The 17,596-nt window shown below is 48.5% G+C and carries 20 protein-coding genes and 1 pseudogene; 6 read left to right on the top strand and 15 right to left on the bottom strand.

What is annotated here, in order from left to right; all coding sequences use genetic code 11:
- Positions 1–196 (top strand): hypothetical protein (locus ACLTD4_RS27505; RefSeq protein ID WP_412331725.1); only part of this gene is annotated, 196 nt, incomplete at its 5' end.
- Here the strand turns inward: ACLTD4_RS27505 and ACLTD4_RS27500 are convergent.
- The 12 genes from ACLTD4_RS27500 to ACLTD4_RS27445 all read right to left on the bottom strand — a co-directional run bounded on the left by ACLTD4_RS27500 (position 193) and on the right by ACLTD4_RS27445 (position 10,277).
- Positions 193–1,404, bottom strand: coding sequence for an MFS transporter (locus ACLTD4_RS27500; protein WP_117622607.1), 1,212 nt, complete (start codon positions 1,402–1,404; stop codon positions 193–195). The two genes, ACLTD4_RS27505 and ACLTD4_RS27500, sit on opposite strands and share 4 nt — an antisense overlap.
- Positions 1,405–1,863: 459 nt before the next feature.
- A complete protein-coding gene (gene hydA / locus ACLTD4_RS27495; RefSeq protein WP_117622606.1) occupies positions 1,864–3,252 on the bottom strand; it encodes a dihydropyrimidinase in 1,389 nt (462 codons plus the stop codon).
- Positions 3,249–3,650 carry a PTS galactosamine/N-acetylgalactosamine transporter subunit IIA gene (gene agaF, locus ACLTD4_RS27490; RefSeq protein ID WP_055657854.1) on the bottom strand — a complete coding sequence of 134 codons (402 nt, stop codon included), beginning with the start codon at positions 3,648–3,650 and terminating at the stop codon, positions 3,249–3,251. The genes hydA and agaF overlap by 4 nt, the downstream gene beginning before the upstream one ends.
- Positions 3,647–4,471, bottom strand: a complete 825-nt coding sequence (locus tag ACLTD4_RS27485; protein WP_117622605.1) for a BtpA/SgcQ family protein — start codon at positions 4,469–4,471, stop codon at positions 3,647–3,649. The genes agaF and ACLTD4_RS27485 overlap by 4 nt, the downstream gene beginning before the upstream one ends.
- Before the next feature lie 7 nt (positions 4,472–4,478).
- Entirely contained in the window at positions 4,479–5,438 is a 960-nt protein-coding gene (locus tag ACLTD4_RS27480) for an initiation factor 2 (RefSeq protein ID WP_117622604.1), read from the bottom strand.
- Positions 5,439–5,472: 34 nt separating this feature from the next.
- On the bottom strand, positions 5,473–6,228 hold the full coding sequence (locus ACLTD4_RS27475) for an amidohydrolase family protein (RefSeq protein WP_055657858.1): 756 nt from the start codon (positions 6,226–6,228) through the stop codon (positions 5,473–5,475).
- Between the two features lie 14 nt (positions 6,229–6,242).
- Positions 6,243–7,088, bottom strand: coding sequence for a PTS system mannose/fructose/sorbose family transporter subunit IID (locus ACLTD4_RS27470; RefSeq protein ID WP_055657860.1), 846 nt, complete (start codon positions 7,086–7,088; stop codon positions 6,243–6,245).
- Positions 7,088–7,831, bottom strand: coding sequence for a PTS mannose/fructose/sorbose/N-acetylgalactosamine transporter subunit IIC (locus ACLTD4_RS27465; protein ID WP_002601979.1), 744 nt, complete (start codon positions 7,829–7,831; stop codon positions 7,088–7,090). The genes ACLTD4_RS27470 and ACLTD4_RS27465 overlap by 1 nt, the downstream gene beginning before the upstream one ends.
- A gap of 16 nt (positions 7,832–7,847) precedes the next feature.
- The gene (locus ACLTD4_RS27460) at positions 7,848–8,333 is read right to left on the bottom strand and encodes a PTS sugar transporter subunit IIB (RefSeq protein WP_002601980.1); all 486 of its coding nucleotides are present in this window, start codon (positions 8,331–8,333) and stop codon (positions 7,848–7,850) included.
- Positions 8,308–9,072, bottom strand: coding sequence for an amidohydrolase family protein (locus ACLTD4_RS27455; protein ID WP_055657862.1), 765 nt, complete (start codon positions 9,070–9,072; stop codon positions 8,308–8,310). The genes ACLTD4_RS27460 and ACLTD4_RS27455 overlap by 26 nt, the downstream gene beginning before the upstream one ends.
- Positions 9,059–9,832, bottom strand: a complete 774-nt coding sequence (locus ACLTD4_RS27450) for a GntR family transcriptional regulator (RefSeq protein WP_117622603.1) — start codon at positions 9,830–9,832, stop codon at positions 9,059–9,061. The genes ACLTD4_RS27455 and ACLTD4_RS27450 overlap by 14 nt, the downstream gene beginning before the upstream one ends.
- Before the next feature lie 244 nt (positions 9,833–10,076).
- Positions 10,077–10,277 (bottom strand): DUF1858 domain-containing protein, encoded by a 201-nt coding sequence (locus ACLTD4_RS27445; RefSeq protein WP_002601983.1) that lies wholly within the window; start codon positions 10,275–10,277, stop codon positions 10,077–10,079.
- A 235-nt stretch (positions 10,278–10,512) separates the two neighbouring features.
- Here ACLTD4_RS27445 and pflB point away from each other — a divergent pair, with 235 nt between their 5' ends.
- The 5 genes from pflB (at position 10,513) to ACLTD4_RS27420 (ending at position 14,222) form a co-directional block, all read left to right on the top strand.
- Positions 10,513–12,555 (top strand): formate C-acetyltransferase, encoded by a 2,043-nt coding sequence (gene pflB, locus ACLTD4_RS27440; protein ID WP_117622602.1) that lies wholly within the window; start codon positions 10,513–10,515, stop codon positions 12,553–12,555.
- A gap of 31 nt (positions 12,556–12,586) precedes the next feature.
- The gene (locus ACLTD4_RS27435; protein ID WP_002601985.1) at positions 12,587–12,856 is read left to right on the top strand and encodes a hypothetical protein; all 270 of its coding nucleotides are present in this window, start codon (positions 12,587–12,589) and stop codon (positions 12,854–12,856) included.
- A 26-nt stretch (positions 12,857–12,882) separates the two neighbouring features.
- Positions 12,883–13,134, top strand: coding sequence for an autonomous glycyl radical cofactor GrcA3 (grcA3, locus tag ACLTD4_RS27430; protein WP_002601986.1), 252 nt, complete (start codon positions 12,883–12,885; stop codon positions 13,132–13,134).
- A gap of 51 nt (positions 13,135–13,185) precedes the next feature.
- Positions 13,186–13,956 carry a pyruvate formate-lyase-activating protein gene (pflA, locus tag ACLTD4_RS27425; protein ID WP_055657869.1) on the top strand — a complete coding sequence of 257 codons (771 nt, stop codon included), beginning with the start codon at positions 13,186–13,188 and terminating at the stop codon, positions 13,954–13,956.
- Positions 13,957–14,051: 95 nt separating this feature from the next.
- On the top strand, positions 14,052–14,222 hold the full coding sequence (locus ACLTD4_RS27420; protein WP_002601988.1) for a DUF362 domain-containing protein: 171 nt from the start codon (positions 14,052–14,054) through the stop codon (positions 14,220–14,222).
- A 68-nt stretch (positions 14,223–14,290) separates the two neighbouring features.
- On the opposite strand, the gene ACLTD4_RS27415 is transcribed toward ACLTD4_RS27420, so the two are convergent.
- The 3 genes and pseudogenes from ACLTD4_RS27415 to ACLTD4_RS27405 form a co-directional block, all read right to left on the bottom strand.
- Positions 14,291–15,691, bottom strand: a complete 1,401-nt coding sequence (locus tag ACLTD4_RS27415) for a glycoside hydrolase family 1 protein (protein ID WP_117622601.1) — start codon at positions 15,689–15,691, stop codon at positions 14,291–14,293.
- 30 nt (positions 15,692–15,721) lie between these two features.
- Positions 15,722–16,618, bottom strand: a complete 897-nt coding sequence (locus tag ACLTD4_RS27410; protein WP_055657872.1) for an ROK family protein — start codon at positions 16,616–16,618, stop codon at positions 15,722–15,724.
- Between the two features lies 1 nt (position 16,619).
- A pseudogene (locus tag ACLTD4_RS27405) lies at positions 16,620–17,596 on the bottom strand (glycoside hydrolase); the annotation flags it as partial.

The following is a 17,596-nucleotide window of genomic DNA, read 5'->3' as shown; positions in this document are numbered from 1 at the left end:
CGCCGGTGCTAATAATGCACTTTTTTCAGGACATTTTCATTTTTGCTTTACACTATTATTTTCAGCGCGGTTTCTTAAGGCCTTATTTTTCAATCACGGATATCGTTCAGCCGAAATCAGAATATGCAGGCGGAGATTGGCTGTCTCCGCCTGTTTTTCATTGATTATGGTTGATTTCTCAACTGATAACAGCTAAGCTTCCCCAGCCATCTCCACAGAAAAATAATGCATGTTCCAAACTGCCAGGGATAAGATTAAGATCATCAGGCCTGCCGCATTTAAAAGGTGCTGGACAGGCATCACATCTGCCAGCGGGCCAAACACTACCATACCGAACGGCAGGGCGCAGGAGGTTGCGATCTGCATAAAGCTGAAGATTCTCCCCTGCATGCCCGGTGTTACTTTTTCCTGTATCGTCACAGTAATGGGCGCATTGTAGCACGGCGAGACAACGCCAATGGCAGTGTTAAGCAGCAGATAGAGCAGAAAGACGCCGGCATTTCCCAATCCAATCATGATCAGCCCGTAGATGGCTCCCGCGGCCATTGTCGTATTCATTCTCTTTTTAAATCCGCCCCAGGAGGCGATCAGAATACCACCAAGCACCATTCCAAGGCTGTAGGTCATCTCGCTGGCAGTCAGGCGCCATACCTCCCTGCCGAACGTCCTGCTCACCATAAGAGGCGTCAAAAAGGCTGATGGACTGACAAGGATAAGTATGGTAATCTGAAACAAAAGCAGTCTTTTTATAAATCTGTTCTCTTTCAGATAACGGAACCCGTCTCTTATTTCTTTCAGGCCGGTATTACCGGGGATGACGCGTCTTTCATATGGCCTGACATGGATGGTGGCGGTAATGCCGACGCCGATCACAGCAGTCAGCACGTCGATAAACAGCGTGGCCTCTAAAGGCGCCACGGACAGAATCGCTCCGCTGGCCGCCGGTGACAAGAACATCATCATGGAGGACAGCGTGCTGTTGATGCCGTTTATCTTCATGAAATGTGTCTGCGGAACGATCTGAGGGATCATGGCATTTACAGCCGGCGTCTGGATGCCGGTTCCCGCCGAGCGCACCACCAACGCGGCAAATAAAAGCCAGACGCTCTTATGCCCGCTGAGAAACGCGATGGCCAGCAAAAGCGTCGATACGGCAATAACCGAATCGGAAAGCATAATCATCAGCTTCCTGTCATACCGGTCGATCCAGACACCTGCAAACAGGGAGATCAATATCTGCGGCAGGAACCCGCACAGGGTGGAAATCGTAAGCATTTTTCCGGATGAGGTTGTGAGTGTGATATACCAGACAATCGCGTACTGCACCAGCGAGGAGCCAAACAGAGAGATCGTCTGCGCGGTTAAGAACCGGGTAATGGATTTTTTCCAGTTTAAATCATTCATTCTATTTAAAGTCCTTTCTATTGGTAAATAAAAAAAGAAGGCTGAGTTTATTTTTCAGCCCTCTGTTCCCGACATTTTCGGCGGAAGCAAACTTCCCCCTACTTTCAGTCAGACAAAAAGGGCTGCGGACAAAACACTGTCCACAGCCCCCGATATGCAATCATTGCTTCTCTTACGGAAAACAGGTACGAAAAAACAGGCATACTTCTGTATGCCGCCGCACTTCCTGTTTTCCGGCGAAAGAAAAAAGCATTTATGCTTCCAGTTTAAGCTCCGTACAATGTCTCACCGGTACCATTTGTACAGAGTTCATTCGTCTCTTTAATTCATCTATGATAATTCGATCCATGGTAATCACTCCTGTCAACGCTTAATCTATCATATTCCTTCTTTTGTGTCAATGCGGCTGGATATCTTTTCATAAAGACATGAATAAAGATGGGCAAAATTCTGCCCGCCTTATAGCGCCGGTCTGTAATGCTTATACGCAGCAGCGTACGGTTTTGCAAAGATCCGATGTCCACAGCCCCTTCTTCCGGTAAAGCGTCCGTTCTCTGCAACCAGCATCCCCCTTAGAAAAACCTGTTCCGGGCGCCCTGTCATTTCAAAGCCTTCAAACGTCTCATAGTCAATGCCTTCCAGATTATCCTTCTGCGTTATAATTCCGTGATAACCCGGGTCATATATCACGAGATCCGCATCAAATCCGGGAGCAATCTGTCCTTTATTTACAAGTCCTGCATTTTTCGCCGGGGTGGTGGCAATCAAATCCACAAACCGCTGTTTAGATATACGCCCTTTGGCCACTCCCTGACTCCATAGCACTGAAATCCGGTTTTGAACGCCAGGGATTCCATTTGGTATTTTTGTGAAATCCTCCAGTCCCTCTTTTTTCTTTTCAAAGCCTCCGACCAAAGCACAGTGGTCCGAGCTGACTGCATTCAGCCAGCCTCTGTCTATTCCTTCCCACAATGCCTCCTGATGCTCTTTTGTTCTAAGGGGCGGTGCACAGACGTATTTTGCGCCTTCAAAATCCGGCAGAGCAAGATAAGAGGTATCCAGCACCAGATAATGGGTACATGTTTCTCCAAACACAGACTGTCCTCCGGCATAGGCCTCCCTGACTGCTTCCATAGCCCCTTTCGTCGATACGTGAACAATAAAAAGAGGTACATCCGCCACTTGCGCCATGGCAATTGCATGACGAACCGCATCTTCTTCCGTAACCGGCGGTCTGGAATAGGAATGGTTGACCGGTGCAAGATGCCCTTCCGCCTTTAATCGCTCCGTATAAAATGATATCATATCCGGATTTTCCGCATGAACCATCATGGTAATTCCGTGGCGTTTGCTCTCATTCATCACATTAAGGATTGAAATATCTTCCATGAAGAAGGGAGTTCCTTTGTATGCCATAAACATCTTCACACAGGATACGCCATGTTTGGGAAGCTCTTTTATCTGATCCGGCGTATCCGGCTGCATATCCATCACCATGGAATGAAAACCAAAATCCACGCAGGATATGCCGGAGGCCTTAGCCGCATGTTTTTCAACTGCTGTTCCCAGAGAATCACCTTTCTCCTGAGGAACAAAGTCAACAATGGTTGTCGTCCCTCCGACTGCTGCCGCCTCTGTTGTTTCAAACAGTCTTCCCCCGAAAGAGCCAAAATGAGTATGCTCATCCACGCCTCCCGGGAAAATGTACTTGCCGGATGCATCAATTATATCATCAGCCAATTGATCCAGGTTCTTCCCAATGGCCATTATGGTTTCCCCATCAATCAGAATGTCTCCCTTAAATTCGGATTCCGCAGTCAAAACTGTACCATTTTTTATCAGCTTCATAGCATATCCTTATGAAATCGAATGATTTGCTCTTTTCCTGCTTCCATGGAAGACTGAATAAGATCTTCACTGTCGTCAGAATTCATACGCCGGAAGATCAGTTCTACCAGCATTGGCACATTCGTCCCTGAAATAACATTCAGCCTGTCATCCGAAACAGCGTAAGTAACGGCCGATTTAAACGGAGAACCGCCGGTAATATCCGTCATAATTACTATTTTTTCACAGTCCTTCAGATTATTCAGCTTTTCCCTGTAGTCATCCTCCAGAGCTTCCTGTGATTCTCCCTGAAGAAAATCAATATACTCATAATTTTCCGGTTTTCCAACCACCAGCTCCAGCATGCTGGTAATACCCGACGCGAAATTTCCGTGCCCTGCAACAATGATTCCTATCATAACTTCTCCTCATCTCTGCTGTTTTCACGCAGTTTCCGAGCTGTCTTCACACCTTCCATGAACTGTCCGGCCCGCACCGGGTCAATTGGATTTCTCATGTTTCCATTTTTCACCCATGTTCCCACACTGACACCGTCGTAATACTGCAGAATCTCGCTGATATTATCCCCGGTTGCGCCGGAACTTAAAAAAATAGGAATTTTGCTGCCCAGACGTTTCCGTACACTCTTAATAATTTCAATACTCTCTTCGCAGCTTAGTCCCCCCAAAAAGAGCCCGTCTGCAAATGCATTCATCACTGTGTCCCATGCATTGTCAACAATGCTCTTTCCCGCCAGCTGTTCATAGTGAACTTCCTGTACATCCGCATAAACCGGAATATGGGACCCGATCCTTTTCTTAAACTGGCAGATGTCCACGCACTGTGCTTCCAGCATACCGGCATACCCGACTTCCACCCCCGTATAGGTGTGCTCCACCCGGATAAAATCTGAGCCTGCCGCAGCTGCCACTGCCAACGATGCTACTCCATCCCAGTTGACCAGAATCCCCTGTATCATATCCGGGTATTTTCTTCTGCACTCCTTTGCCAGCGCGGTCATATAAGCAACCGTCTCCGGGAGTGCCTGCTGCCGGACAGGCGCATCATTCCGGTTCTGAATAATATATCCGTCAAAACCGTTGGCCTGAATCATCTCAATTTCTTTTAATGACACAGCGACAATCTCTTCAAACGGCATTCCATCATGCCGAAAACTTCCCGGAAACGGCTCTGGCTGTATCATGGCCAGTGCCACTGGAAATTCTTTACCACACATCATACCGTTCTCACACCTCCTCTAAAAAACGCGCATATTCCATCGCCTCATGAAAGAAGGCAGAAGACGGAATAATCCCCTTCTCGGTAATTAATGACCGGATGTACTCCGGAGCAATTTCCAGAAGCTTAATCCCTCTAAAATCTACCCGTTCCTTCGCCTCCATATCCCACGCTCCTGCCAATCGGGGACCGTAATCAAACGGCATGGGTGATAACCTGTTATATCCATAGACAGGCCGTGTATCCACCTTAATCATCGGAGTCAGTACATAAAGAGGTATCCCAATCTGACGGCACAGAATGGCCAGTATATCCGACCCTACTGTATTAAAAACCGTACCATCAGGATAAACGGTTTCCGCCCCCATGAATGCTGCCTGACACTTTTTTAAAGCAATAAACATCGTTGTATCAGGAATAAAATGAACCTCGTGCCCCGCTTCTACCGCGGTTTTTACGAAAGGCCTCCCTCCATCAAGCGCCCGGCTCTCCGGTATATAGATGGTACGTTTTCTTCCCAGTTCCGCCACAAAACGATCTACGGTACTGGAATAGTCAAAAATCATAATCGTATCCAAGTTTTCCGCAATATGAACACCATAAGAGATCAGTGTGTCCATATCCTTTGCGGCCTCCGCTCCGTAAGCGTTAATCCGATTTGCAATACGCTCCCGTATCTCCCGTTCCCCTGCGTTCTCAAGGTCATCCAGGCCTTTTATATAATAGCGGATCGCATTATAAATCGCCCGGCTCTGCTGCCCTCTTGTTTCCATAAAGAAGCGGGCTATTTCTCTCACCTTATAGAGAACGCTTTTTCCATTCTCCGACTCGTCCTCAGCAGTCAAAAGCATAATTTCCCCTATCATACGAATATGATTATTAGCACCGAGGACGCGGCTGTTTACGATATCGTCAAACAGCTTGGACGACTGGTTATTCAACAGTTGTCGCACTTCTTCTTTATTCATGATACTCCCTCTTCCCTATTTATATTGTAGCCAGCTACTTAGCCGTGCCTCCTCCTGCCTTCGAAAAACAGGAAAGCAAACGCTCTGCGTTCTTGCAGAACATGCACTCCTTCAGTTCTTCAGGAAGTTTAAGTAAATCAAAGGTATGAACCGAGCATACCGTCAGTTTATCCGGATAGTGGCTTCCAAAGAGAAAACGTTCCTTCGGTATCTGACTGAAAGCCTTTCTCAAAATAGGAAATTCGTACATACAGGAGGTTTCCACCATCAGATTCTCATATTGGGGAACGAGTTCCACGCAGCCATAGCCAAAGTCCGTGGTTCCCATATGAAGAAGAACCATCGTCATATCGGGATGGCGTTTGGCATAATACGCCCATTGCGCCGGCATGGTACGGCAGCCCCAGCCCGTGAATACATTCACAGGCATGTGGTTTGCCGCCGCTATTTCGATAATCGTGTCAAGAACCGGCATGGTCTCCGGATAGTAACAGTGTTCCATGGAATCCAGCTCGATGGTTTTGAAGTATCCGGAAGCCGCAATTCGTTCCATCTCTTCAACACAGCCGCGTTCCTTCGGATTAATCACTGCAGACCCAATGATCCGATCCGGATTGGCTTTTACCAGCTCTGCCACTGCGCTGTTCTGCTCTCTCGTGGAAAATCCGGCAAGCGCGGATACCACACGTTTATCTATCTGATTTTCCTCCATGTCCTGAAGCAATGCAGCCGTATCATATTGATTTGTATCCCGATCCCATTTTATATGGGAATGATAATCAATAATCATCTTTTACTCCTTAACTATCCTAAAATTCCAACCGCATATCCGGCAATACCTACCAGCATGGTAACCAGCATCAGAACTACCGGATTCATTTTCTTCTTGTCCATCAGCCACAGCATCAGAAGCGTATACAAAAGCGGAAGAATGCCCGGGACGATCCCATCCAGAGTGGACTGAAGGCTTACCACCGTCTCTCCGGCTTTGTAAGTCCACGGAACGTTAATCGTTACAAACTTGTACACAAAACCACCGATAACTGCGTAAGCGGCAATTCCTGCCAGTCTCGTCATCTTGTCGATCAGACCGGAACTCTGCATGGCACCGACAAATTCAACGCCCTTCTCATAACCTTTAAAAATGCCAAAGTAACGGAGAAGCTGACCTACACCGGCCATAACAAGGACAAAGAGCAGCGGTCCCACCATACTGCTGTATCCGCTGGCAATCACCATGGATACTGCCAGGCCTGCAATAATAGGACGCAGTGTTCCATGGTAAAGGGAGTCACCGATTCCCGCCAGTGGGCCCATGAGCGCTGCCTTAATGGCGTTGATGCTGACCGGATCAATATCATGCTCATTCGCGTTGCGCTCCTCCATGGCCGCCGTTACACCGATGACGAAATGGGAAAGTCTCGCCTCTGTCAGGAAAAGCTCTGTATGACGCCTGTATGCTTCTTTCTTATCTTCTTCATTCTTATATACCTTTTCAATCACCGGCATCATGGAAAACGCAAAGCCCGGCGCCTCCTGCTTTTCGTAGTTAAAGCCGCTTACGAATGCCTGGGAATAGATATACATTTTCAGCAGATCTTTTTTGTTAAGTTTTGTTAAATCGGTATTTACAGTCTGATTTCCTGCCATTATGCTACCTCCCTGTCCATTTCGCGATAATAGGCCATAGCCACACATACAACTGCAATCAGTGTGATTCCAATCGGATTAATATTCAAAAAGCTGGAGAAGAAAAATCCAATCAGGAAATAGTACCAGATATGTTTCACATTAATACACTTCAGCAGCAATGCAAGTCCGACAGCACCAATCATTCCGCCGCCTACAGCCAGACCGTCGATAATAACCTTGGGAATTGCATTGATAATTGCCTGGACCGGTCCTGCGCCTAAATAGATTGCCAGGAAAACAGGTACAGAGAACAGTACGAAATTGAATACATTCGGCAGAATAAGACAGTTCATGGTAATCCCTGTTCTGCTCCCCCGCTCGACAGCGGCCTCGAGCCTGTGCTGAGTCCATACACAGAGCACCATATTTCTGAAGTACATGCCCATCTGCCCTAAAATTGCAAGCGGCAGCGCGGTTGCCAGTGCGACCTCGGTGCTGCCTGAAATGCAGGCAAATGCGGTTGCAATAATCGTGCTGAATGTCTCCTCCGGCGGAAGCGCCGTACCGACAAATACCTGCCCCAAAAACATCAGCTCAATAGTACAGCCTACCATCAGACCCATCTTCAAATCCCCCATGATCAGTCCGATAATCGGTCCTATTACAATTGGTCTGTATGTAAAGAACTGTGTACAATACTTATCAAAAAATGTCAGCCATGTAACCAGCGCTACAAGGACAGCTTTCACTAACAAACTCATACGTTTCTCCCTTCTCCTATTTGGAAATGAGTGCAAGTCCGTCTATGGACTTATCATTTGGTACCGCCCTCACATCAAGTCTTATATTTTTTTCTGCAATCGCCGTTAAATTTGCAATATCCTCAGGCTCTACGTAAATATAAGGCAAAAGGCGTTTTCTCCCCACCGTTGAACGGGCATTACTGATATTCCCCACATTAACACTCTCAATATAAAAGCCCCGTTCAAATAAATCTAATGCCGTTTTCGGATTCCTTACGATCAGCAGTACTTTTGTATCCGACTGATCTGTCTTTAAAAGCTCAGCCGCTTTTTCAACTGATACAATTGTCAGTTTGATTTTCGCAGGAACTGCCAGCTTCAAAAGCATCTGCTGAGTCGGGTCCTTCGCCGCCATATCGTCGGCCACAAGGATCTCTCCAGCTTTCGAGTCCGATATCCACGCTGTTACAATCTGTCCATGAATCAGCCGGTCATCAATTCTCATGTGTGATACAACCATGATGCTGCTCCTTCCTTTTCCATAACTTCTCGGCGTTCCTGTAAAATACCAACTCCAACTCCGATTCGTTAAGCCCCAAATGATACAACTTCTCGATTTCAATATTGGTCGGTTTATATGGCCAGTCGGTTCCAAACAGAATTCGTTCCGGTCCCAGAACCTCCACTGCTTTTCTAAGTATGTCAATTTCCATATTTGCTGACGTCTCTACCCAGAAGTTATCCAGATCCCGGATTGCCTCGATACAGCTGTATCCAAACTCCCGGCCGCAGACATGGGTAAATACAAACCGCATATCCGGCCTTCGCTTCGCATGTTCGATCCAGACAAACGGTGTACATAAAGGGCTCGCGCCTCCATGAATCTGAATATGAACTCCATATTTTCCGATCTCATCAATTACAGGACCCAGACTCGGGCAGTTCTCCACTGCGTAGCCGTGCTTCCATGACATGAACTTTACTCCGTTCATCTTCATGTCTCCAAGCGTCCGGTGAATCTCTAAAAACGCCTCCGGAGCCTTGGGATCAATATCCGCGTAACCTTCAACAATACCCGGATACTGGCACATGGCTTCATAAACAAGGTCATTCTGCGGCCTCATACCGTTTCCTGATAAAGAACAGATACCCACTTTTGTGATTCCAAACTCACCCAGCTCCTTTACCAGCTGATCCGCGTTGTTTGCGTCTCCTGATCTGGTCTTCCCCAGATGTGAATGGAAATCATACCTTTTCACCCGTATTTCCCTCCCCTCTTACATTGGTAATATGAATATAGTATTTGTAAGAATCCGACAAGTAGGAATTCTCCGAAAATTCCACCGGTCTCCCGTTCATGTCATATGTAACCCGTTCCTTGTAGACCAGAGGCTTGCTTTCCTCCAAAAACAGTTCCCTTCGAATCTCAGAAGTCGCCATCTTTGCTTCCACGGTCTCATCCGCACTCCCAAGCACAATTCCATGCTGTTCTAAGTACTCATACAGCGACGTCGTAGAATCAAAGTCCTCTCCCCTGAGTGCAAATCCCAGACGGCCGCTGACATACGTCTCGTTCAGAGCAATAATACGCCCATTGAGCAGCCTGAGCCGCTTTAGGAAGTAAACCTTTTCCCCAGTTTCCACCTGAAGCATCTCTGCAATCTTAACGCTCGCCTCCACTTCCTTGCAGTGCAGAATAATAGAACCCGGTTTATCCCCCTTGACCTTAGCATCACCGCTGAAGCTGTTGAATACAGACATATCACGTTCCTTTTTCTGCGGGCATACAATCGTTCCACGCCCTTTCCGCTTAATCAGATAGCCATCATGTTCCAGATCTGATATCGCTCTGCGAACTGTAATCCTGCTCACTTCAAACATCTCCTGCATTTCTTTCTCTGACGGAATGATCTCATTCTCTTTATAAAAGCCCTCTGCTATCCTTTCTTTTATATAAGAGTACAACTGCTGGTGAATCGGTACCTTAGAATCCTTATCAAGCCTGATGGATTGTTCCATATGCTCCTCCTTGTCTGTGATGTTATAATAACATGTTATAACATGTTTGTCAACATCTTTATCTATTTCGTATATTTTTCATGATACCATTTTATCATATATAGAAAATAATTACAAATGCGTTAAACTTATCATAACAGGCAGCCCGACCCGTCATCTTGTTATAACGTATAAATTATTTTTTTACAAAATAAAAGCACCGGCCGTCTCAAAGAAAACGGCCGATGCTCCTATAAAGTTTTTTCTATCTATCAGCAAGAACTTCATTAATCTGATTAACCAGTGTTTCACAGTCAATTCCATGAACCATACATGCTTCTTCTAAAGACTCACCCTGAGAAGCCGGGCAGCCAAGACAGTGCATGCCAGCGCGCATTAAAATCGGTGCAATGCAATCATCCATCTGGATCAGAGCGCCAATTAACATATCTTTACTAATCTGCATCGTGTATTCCTCCTTTAAAAATGTACATACTGTTTCTATAATATAATACTTTTCTTCCGAAATAGCAAGGGATTGTCCAGCCATTTTTGTAAAAATTTTATCATGACTAGGACTTGACGTGTATACAGTATTCAACTATAATATATTCATACAAAAGTTGTATGAATTATAACTTTTGGCAGCACTCGTTCATTATTTTTACTTATAAATAAGCAATCAACGGAGGTACAACATTATGAGACCAGAGTGGAGAGATTTTAGCGGCGGCGTCTGGGAAAGAGAAATCAATGTCAGAGACTTTATACAGAAGAACTACACCCCCTATGACGGCGATGACACCTTCCTCGCAGGTCCGACCCAGGCTACAAAGGATTTGTGGGCCCAGGTTATGGATTTGACCGCAAAAGAAAGAGAAGCTGGCGGTGTGCTGGATATGGATACGAAAATTGTTTCCACCATCACCTCCCACGGCCCAGGCTACCTGGATAAAGAAAAGGAGCAAATTGTAGGTTTTCAGACAGATAAGCCATTTAAGCGTTCCTTACAGCCATACGGCGGTATCCGAATGGCCGAGAAGGCATGCGCGGACAACGGCTATACCATTGATCCGGAAATCAAGGAATTTTTTACCGTTCACAGAAAGACACATAACGCAGGCGTATTCGACGCTTATACCGACGAGATGCGCGCCTGCCGTTCCAACCACATCATCACCGGCCTTCCGGATGCGTATGGCCGCGGCCGTATCATCGGCGACTACCGCCGTATCGCTTTATACGGCATCGACCGCCTGATCGAGAACAAGGAAGAGCAGAAATCGACCACACGTACCATCATGTACTCCGACGTAATCCGTGAGCGTGAGGAACTGTCTGAGCAGCTGCGCGCACTGGGTGAGTTAAAGAAGCTGGGCGCTATCTACGGTTTTGATATCTCCAAACCGGCGACTAATGTTAAGGAAGCGATCCAGTGGACATACCTGGGCTATTTAGCGGCTGTCAAGGAGCAGAACGGAGCGGCAATGTCCCTGGGACGTACCTCCACCTTCATTGATATCTACGCACAGAGAGATTTGGCAGAAGGCACCTTCACGGAAGAAGAGATTCAGGAATTCGTGGATCATTTTGTTATGAAGCTTCGTCTCGTAAAATTTGCCCGTACACCGGAATACAACGAACTGTTCTCCGGAGACCCGACCTGGGTGACAGAGTCCATCGGCGGTGTCGGCATCGACGGACGCCACATGGTCACAAAAATGTCCTACCGTTATTTACACACCTTACAGAACTTAGGAACCGCTCCGGAGCCGAACTTAACGGTTCTCTGGTCCACCAGACTTCCGGAAAACTTCAAGAGATTCTGTGCCAAGACCTCCATCGAGTCCTCATCCATCCAGTATGAGAACGATGACCTGATGAGAGTCACCCACGGTGACGACTACGCCATCGCCTGCTGTGTTTCTTCCATGCGTGTCGGCAAGGAAATGCAGTTCTTCGGCGCCCGCGCCAACCTGGCGAAGTGCCTGTTATACGCGATTAACGGCGGTATCGATGAGGTAACAAAGAAGCAGGTAGGTCCGAAGTACCGTCCGATCACCTCCGAATATCTCGATTACGATGAGGTAATGGAGGCATACAGAGACATGATGAGATGGCTGGCCCGCGTTTACGTCAACACCTTAAACATCATTCACTATATGCATGACAAATACTCCTACGAGCGCGTACAGATGGCGCTCCATGACAAGAAGGTAACCCGCTGGTTTGCAACCGGTATCGCCGGCTTATCCGTAGTGGCCGACTCCTTATCCGCCATCAAATACGCAAAGGTCAAGACCGTGCGTGATGAAAACGGCATCGTCGTGGATTATATCGTAGAAGGTGATTTCCCGAAATACGGCAATAACGACGACCGCGTTGACCAGCTGGCCAGCGAGCTTGTTCACACCTTCATGAACTACGTAAAGGGCAATCACACCTACCGCGGAGGTATCCCGACCACCTCGATCTTAACCATCACCTCCAACGTCGTATACGGTAAGAACACCGGCGCGACACCGGATGGCAGAAAGGCAGGCGAGGCATTTGCGCCAGGCGCCAACCCGATGCACCACCGCGACAGCCACGGAGCCGTTGCTTCTCTGGCTTCCGTTGCAAAGCTTCCATTTAAGGATGCGCAGGATGGTATTTCCAATACCTTCTCCATCGTGCCCGGAGCGCTCGGCAAGGAAGATCAGATCTTTACCGGCGATCTGGAAGTGGATTTAGACAACATTTAACTGATAACCTGTTAAGGAAGGAAGTGCTTTTATGGCAGCCCCTGACGAAAAAAAGATTGACGATATCGTCGCCATGCTGGATGCGTTTGTATCCGGCGGCGGCGGTCATATGAACATCCGCACGGCCTCAGACGGAACGGTCAGCGCGGATACCACCACATCAAAGACCGTCACCACCATGAATTCCTTAGACTGTGCCGCCGGCAATCTGGCCTGCAACGTGCCCACCCTGTTCGAGGGTATGGACACCGATGAGGAGGACCCGGAAAACAGTGCGACGGATTTCTCAGACAACTATTAAATACACCATTACAGGAGGAAAAAAACATGGCAAATACAAACATCAGTGACTCTCAGATCGACAACTTGGTATCCCTGTTAGACGGCTATGTACAGGAAGGCGGACACCACTTAAACGTCAACGTGTTCACCCGTGAAACCTTACTGGACGCTCAGAAGCATCCGGAAAACTATCCGCAGCTGACCGTGCGTGTATCCGGCTATGCGGTTAACTTCATTAAGCTTACAAAGGAACAGCAGGACGAGGTTATCTCCCGTACGTTCCACGACGCGATCTAAAATGCACATGAAATACGTTCCATTTTCATAAGAAAGGCAGGCGCTCTCCGCATGACGACAGGTCAGATACATTCGATTGAAAGCTTCGGCACCGTTGACGGGCCGGGCATCCGCATGGTAGTCTTTACGAAAGGCTGTCCCATGCGCTGCCAGTACTGTCACAACCCTGACACCTGGTCGTCAGGCGGGGGCACCTCCATGACGGTCTCTGAGATCCTGAGCCAGTATGAGGCTTCCCGCCCGTTCTACCGCGGCGGAGGCATCACGGTGACCGGCGGAGAACCCCTGCTTCAGATGGAATTTGTGACGGAATTATTTGAGGAGGCACGCCGGCGGGATATCCATACGTGTCTTGATACCTCCGGCGTCACCTTCCGGGACGCAGATACGGCATACTTAGAGCAGCTGGACCGTCTGCTCGCCTCCACCTGCCTCGTTATGCTCGATTTAAAGCAGATTGATGACGAAAAGCACCGGCTGCTTACGGGCCGCCCGAACCGGAATATTCTGCAGTTTGCAGAGTATCTCGATCAAAAACAGATCCCCATGTGGATTCGCCATGTAGTGGTACCGGGAATTACGGACAACGAAAAAGACTTATACCATCTGGGCCGTTTTATCGGAACACTGAAATACGTGAAGGCCCTGGATGTCCTTCCCTACCACGATATGGGCAAGGTAAAATATAAGAATCTCGGCATGATTTATCCTTTGGAGGATGTGCCGCCGATGTCAAAAGATGGCGCCGTGGCTGCAAAGAAAATCATACTTCACGGCATCAAAGATGTGCGCACTGGAGCACCGGATCTTTTCTGCTCCTAATTTTGAACAAAAACTACATCATTTTCCACTTGAATAATTTACATTTATAGTATAGAATATAGGCAAATGTATAGAATATAAGGAGGTAATTTATTATGGCATATGTTATTAGTGATGCATGCGTAAGCTGCGGAACATGTGAAGGTGAATGTCCAGTAAACGCGATTGCTGAGGGCGACGGACAGTACGTTATCGACGCTGATACCTGTATCAGCTGCGGAACTTGTGCTGGTGTATGTCCTACAGGCGCTATTTCTGAGGAATAATTAAATACATAAAGGAGCATGATCGATACCGTCCGGTATCTGGCCATGCTCCTTTTTGTTTTGCAGATTTATATTTCGGTATGCAGAAAAAATCCGCCCCGTTCCGCCGTCTCCCGGAACCATCTTCCCGATTTCTTTACCGTAAGCCGGCAATTGTCCTTTCTATCCACTCTTATCATGCCATACCGGTTCTTATATGCATTCTTCCAGGACCAGCAGTCAAAGGGCGCCCATAAGTGGTATCCGAAGCAGTTACAGCCCTCCACGATAGCCTTATTAAGCCAGATTAAATGATCCCGGATGAATTCAATTCTGTAATCGTCCTCCACGATGCCATCCACGCCGATGAACTGCTCTTCGTTCTGCACGCCCATACCATTTTCCGACAGGTACCAGGGAATATTGCCGTAATTGTCGCGCAGTTGGATGGCGATTTCATAGACGGCAGGCTCATATATCTCCCATCCTCTCGAAAAATTCATCTTCTGCCCTTCATAAGTATATTCTTCAAAATACTTTTCCGGCATGAGGGGACCAGTAAACGGACTGCTCCTTCTCGTAACCCGCCTCGGATGGTAGTAATTCACTCCGAGAAAATCTACCGTATTGGCACGGATCACCTCTAAGTCCTCCGCCTGAGCCTCCGGGCAGATTCCCTCCTTCTTTAAAAGCTCCACCAGGGCGTTTGGATACTCTCCTTTTAAGGAAGGATCCAGGAATGATTTGTTGAACAGCAGATCGGCAATTTCCGCACTTCTTCTGTCTTCTGCATTCTCCGGCTCTTTGCAGTAGGTAGGCGTTAGATTCAGCACGATACCGATCTGCCCCTCCCCGCCTCTCTTCCGAAACGCCTTAACCGCCATACTGCTGGCAAGCTGAAGATGGTACGATACCAGGGCCGCCCTTTTCGCATCACAGACAGCCGGATAATGATTCTTATAAAGATAGCCGCCCTCCGTTATGACAATCGGTTCGTTAAAGGTAAGCCACCGTTTTACCCTGTCTCCGAACAATTCAAAGCATTTTGCCGCGTACGCCGCAAATGCCTCCGCCGTTTCCCTGTTCTCAAAGCCTCCCTTCTCCACCCAGTACATGGGCAGATCAAAGTGATGGAGACAGAGAATCGGCTCGATCCCGCAGCTTAACAGCTCGTCAATCACCGACTTGTAAAACTCCACGCCCGCCTCATTTATGGTTCCCTCACGGTCTTTTATGAGCCGGCTCCACTGAATTGAGGTGCGGTAGGAGTTCATGCCGATCTCCTTCATAAGTCCGGCATACTCCTTATATTTATGGTAGAAATCCGAAGTCACGGCTGGTCCCACACCGTCGTAAAACAACTCCGGGGCCTGCTGAAACCAGTAATCCCATTCCATCTCCGCTTTTCCGTCCCCCGGAAAGCTGCCCTCCGACTGGGGCCCGGAACAGGCCGCGCCCCATAGAAAATCTTTACTGAACTGATACTCCATTGAAACCTCCTGCAATACTGTTACGTATTATCACCTATATAAATGGCAGTACAAAGCCCCATACAGGTTCGCCTTATTCCCAAACCGGCAGGGGACGATCTCCGGCATCAGAAATCCGAACTCCGCATCCTCCGCCAGCCGTTCCATCCGCTTATAGATTTCGGGAATGACAAAGGGCGCCTCGCTGATACCGCCGCCCAGCACGATCAGCTCTGTGTCCAGCGTAAACTGGATCTGGAACAGTCCGACAGCCATGGCCTCGTAAAATTCCTCCACCAGCCGGACCGCATCGCCGTCCCCGGCTTCGGCCAGACGGAAGAGTTCCCTGCCATCGGTACCTCTTCCCGTCAGCGCCTCGTATCTTTTTGCCTGATTCACCATCGTACAGGAGCTCCACGTCCGCCTCTGTTCCCCTTCCCGGTTCACCAGATAGTTGCCAAACTCGCCTGCATTATTGGACTTTCCCCGGTATACACGGCCATCCAGAACGATGGAACCGCCGATTCCGGTGCCGCACACCACGGAGACCATATTTTGCCTGCCGGCCGCCGCCCCCTTCCACAGTTCACCGAGAGCGGCGCAGTTGCCGTCATTTTCAATAGAGACCGGAAGTCCGCTCAGGCGGCGGCTGACCGCTTCGGTAAACGGGAAGCCATGGATATACGGGATCGCACTGATCCCCCCTACCACGCCCGTTCGGATGTCTACGGCTCCGGGAGAACTGACAGCAATCCCCGCAATGCGTGAATCTGCCGCTTTAAGTTCCGCCTGCACCGTCTCATACACCCGCCCCATCTCCTCAAGCATTCTCTCCATGCCATCCTTCGGCGTTAGAAAGGAACCCGTACTGTCAAATTTCCCTTCTTTATCCGAAACGGCGAATTTGACAGAAGTTCCTCCCAGATCAAAAATCAGGTAAAGATCCATTTTATCTTCGCTCCCTCAAATAATCTCCATACCACACTATGATCTCCTGAATCCTTCCAAGCTCCGATTCCCGGCTCACACTGCGGTACAGCTCCTTATAATGGTACAGCCACACCTCCAGACGCTCTGAGAGCGCCCAGGTATCCGGCATAACGCCATACTCCGCGCCGTAATCCCATTTTGTGATTACCTTTCCCAGCTCGTTAAACAGGCCGATCCCTTCGACGGCTATGACATATTTCTTCACCATATTTCGGCTTCGCCTGTCCATGTGGGGCAGAAGTCCGTACAGCTCTCCTGTAATTTCTTCGAGACGCCGGTTCTTTTCATCGACTCCCTCCATGGATTCCATGTGTTCCTGTAAATACTGTCTGTGGTCGGTGTCATATTCCGGCGCGGCGCCTGTCTTAAGCTCCTTAAACCGGACCGCCATCTCCCATGTGAAGCCATGAAGCTCCTGGGTATTTGCCAGCATACCCACCAGCCGCCCGGTGGAATCATCGTATTCCAGGATTGAAATCTGGCGGTTCATCTCTTCCCATGCAGGGGGCTGTGCATTCCAGGAGCATGCGGCCCCGTAAATCATCCCTGGTATGCTGAATTCCGGATGATTGATGTGCAGGAAATCTCCCCAATCCGTATTCAGCACTCCGACCGCCTCGTATTTCCGGGCGTAATCGCACATGATTTTTATATTGCAGTACGCGTTCTCATACAAAGGAATCAGATGGTTCCAGCCGCATACTCCCGGGCAGAGATACTGGACCGCTCCGGCCGCATCGAGCGCCCTCGTCTCATCCTCCCTCTGGTTTTTCGCGTATCCCCAGTTTAAGCAGATGGTCTCCGACGGAAGCTCCTTTAGAAGCTCCGGCTCTCCGGCAATGACGTCGCCCCAGAACATGGGCCGCTTTCCGCAGGAAATCACGCATTCACACAAATCCTTTACGTAATTGATATAGAGCCTGTGAACTCCCAGCC

The sequence above is a fragment of the Hungatella sp. genome, assembly GCF_046966825.1.
Note: the sequence above shows the minus strand (reverse complement) of the source record. Positions and strands in the feature narration are given on the sequence as shown.

Coding starts and splice junctions, on each gene's coding strand:
- ACLTD4_RS27500 (WP_117622607.1), bottom strand. CDS start 1,404: ATGAATGATTTAAACTGGAAAAAATCCATTACCCGGTTCTTAACCGCG.
- ACLTD4_RS27460 (WP_002601980.1), bottom strand. CDS start 8,333: ATGGTTGTATCACACATGAGAATTGATGACCGGCTGATTCATGGACAG.
- ACLTD4_RS27475 (WP_055657858.1), bottom strand. CDS start 6,228: ATGATTATTGATTATCATTCCCATATAAAATGGGATCGGGATACAAAT.
- ACLTD4_RS27420 (WP_002601988.1), top strand. CDS start 14,052: ATGGCATATGTTATTAGTGATGCATGCGTAAGCTGCGGAACATGTGAA.
- ACLTD4_RS27450 (WP_117622603.1), bottom strand. CDS start 9,832: ATGGAACAATCCATCAGGCTTGATAAGGATTCTAAGGTACCGATTCAC.
- hydA (WP_117622606.1), bottom strand. CDS start 3,252: ATGAAGCTGATAAAAAATGGTACAGTTTTGACTGCGGAATCCGAATTT.
- ACLTD4_RS27465 (WP_002601979.1), bottom strand. CDS start 7,831: ATGAGTTTGTTAGTGAAAGCTGTCCTTGTAGCGCTGGTTACATGGCTG.
- ACLTD4_RS27410 (WP_055657872.1), bottom strand. CDS start 16,618: ATGGATCTTTACCTGATTTTTGATCTGGGAGGAACTTCTGTCAAATTC.
- ACLTD4_RS27480 (WP_117622604.1), bottom strand. CDS start 5,438: ATGAATAAAGAAGAAGTGCGACAACTGTTGAATAACCAGTCGTCCAAG.
- agaF (WP_055657854.1), bottom strand. CDS start 3,650: ATGATAGGAATCATTGTTGCAGGGCACGGAAATTTCGCGTCGGGTATT.
- ACLTD4_RS27415 (WP_117622601.1), bottom strand. CDS start 15,691: ATGGAGTATCAGTTCAGTAAAGATTTTCTATGGGGCGCGGCCTGTTCC.
- ACLTD4_RS27435 (WP_002601985.1), top strand. CDS start 12,587: ATGGCAGCCCCTGACGAAAAAAAGATTGACGATATCGTCGCCATGCTG.
- ACLTD4_RS27445 (WP_002601983.1), bottom strand. CDS start 10,277: ATGCAGATTAGTAAAGATATGTTAATTGGCGCTCTGATCCAGATGGAT.
- grcA3 (WP_002601986.1), top strand. CDS start 12,883: ATGGCAAATACAAACATCAGTGACTCTCAGATCGACAACTTGGTATCC.
- ACLTD4_RS27470 (WP_055657860.1), bottom strand. CDS start 7,088: ATGGCAGGAAATCAGACTGTAAATACCGATTTAACAAAACTTAACAAA.
- ACLTD4_RS27485 (WP_117622605.1), bottom strand. CDS start 4,471: ATGATGTGTGGTAAAGAATTTCCAGTGGCACTGGCCATGATACAGCCA.
- pflA (WP_055657869.1), top strand. CDS start 13,186: ATGACGACAGGTCAGATACATTCGATTGAAAGCTTCGGCACCGTTGAC.
- pflB (WP_117622602.1), top strand. CDS start 10,513: ATGAGACCAGAGTGGAGAGATTTTAGCGGCGGCGTCTGGGAAAGAGAA.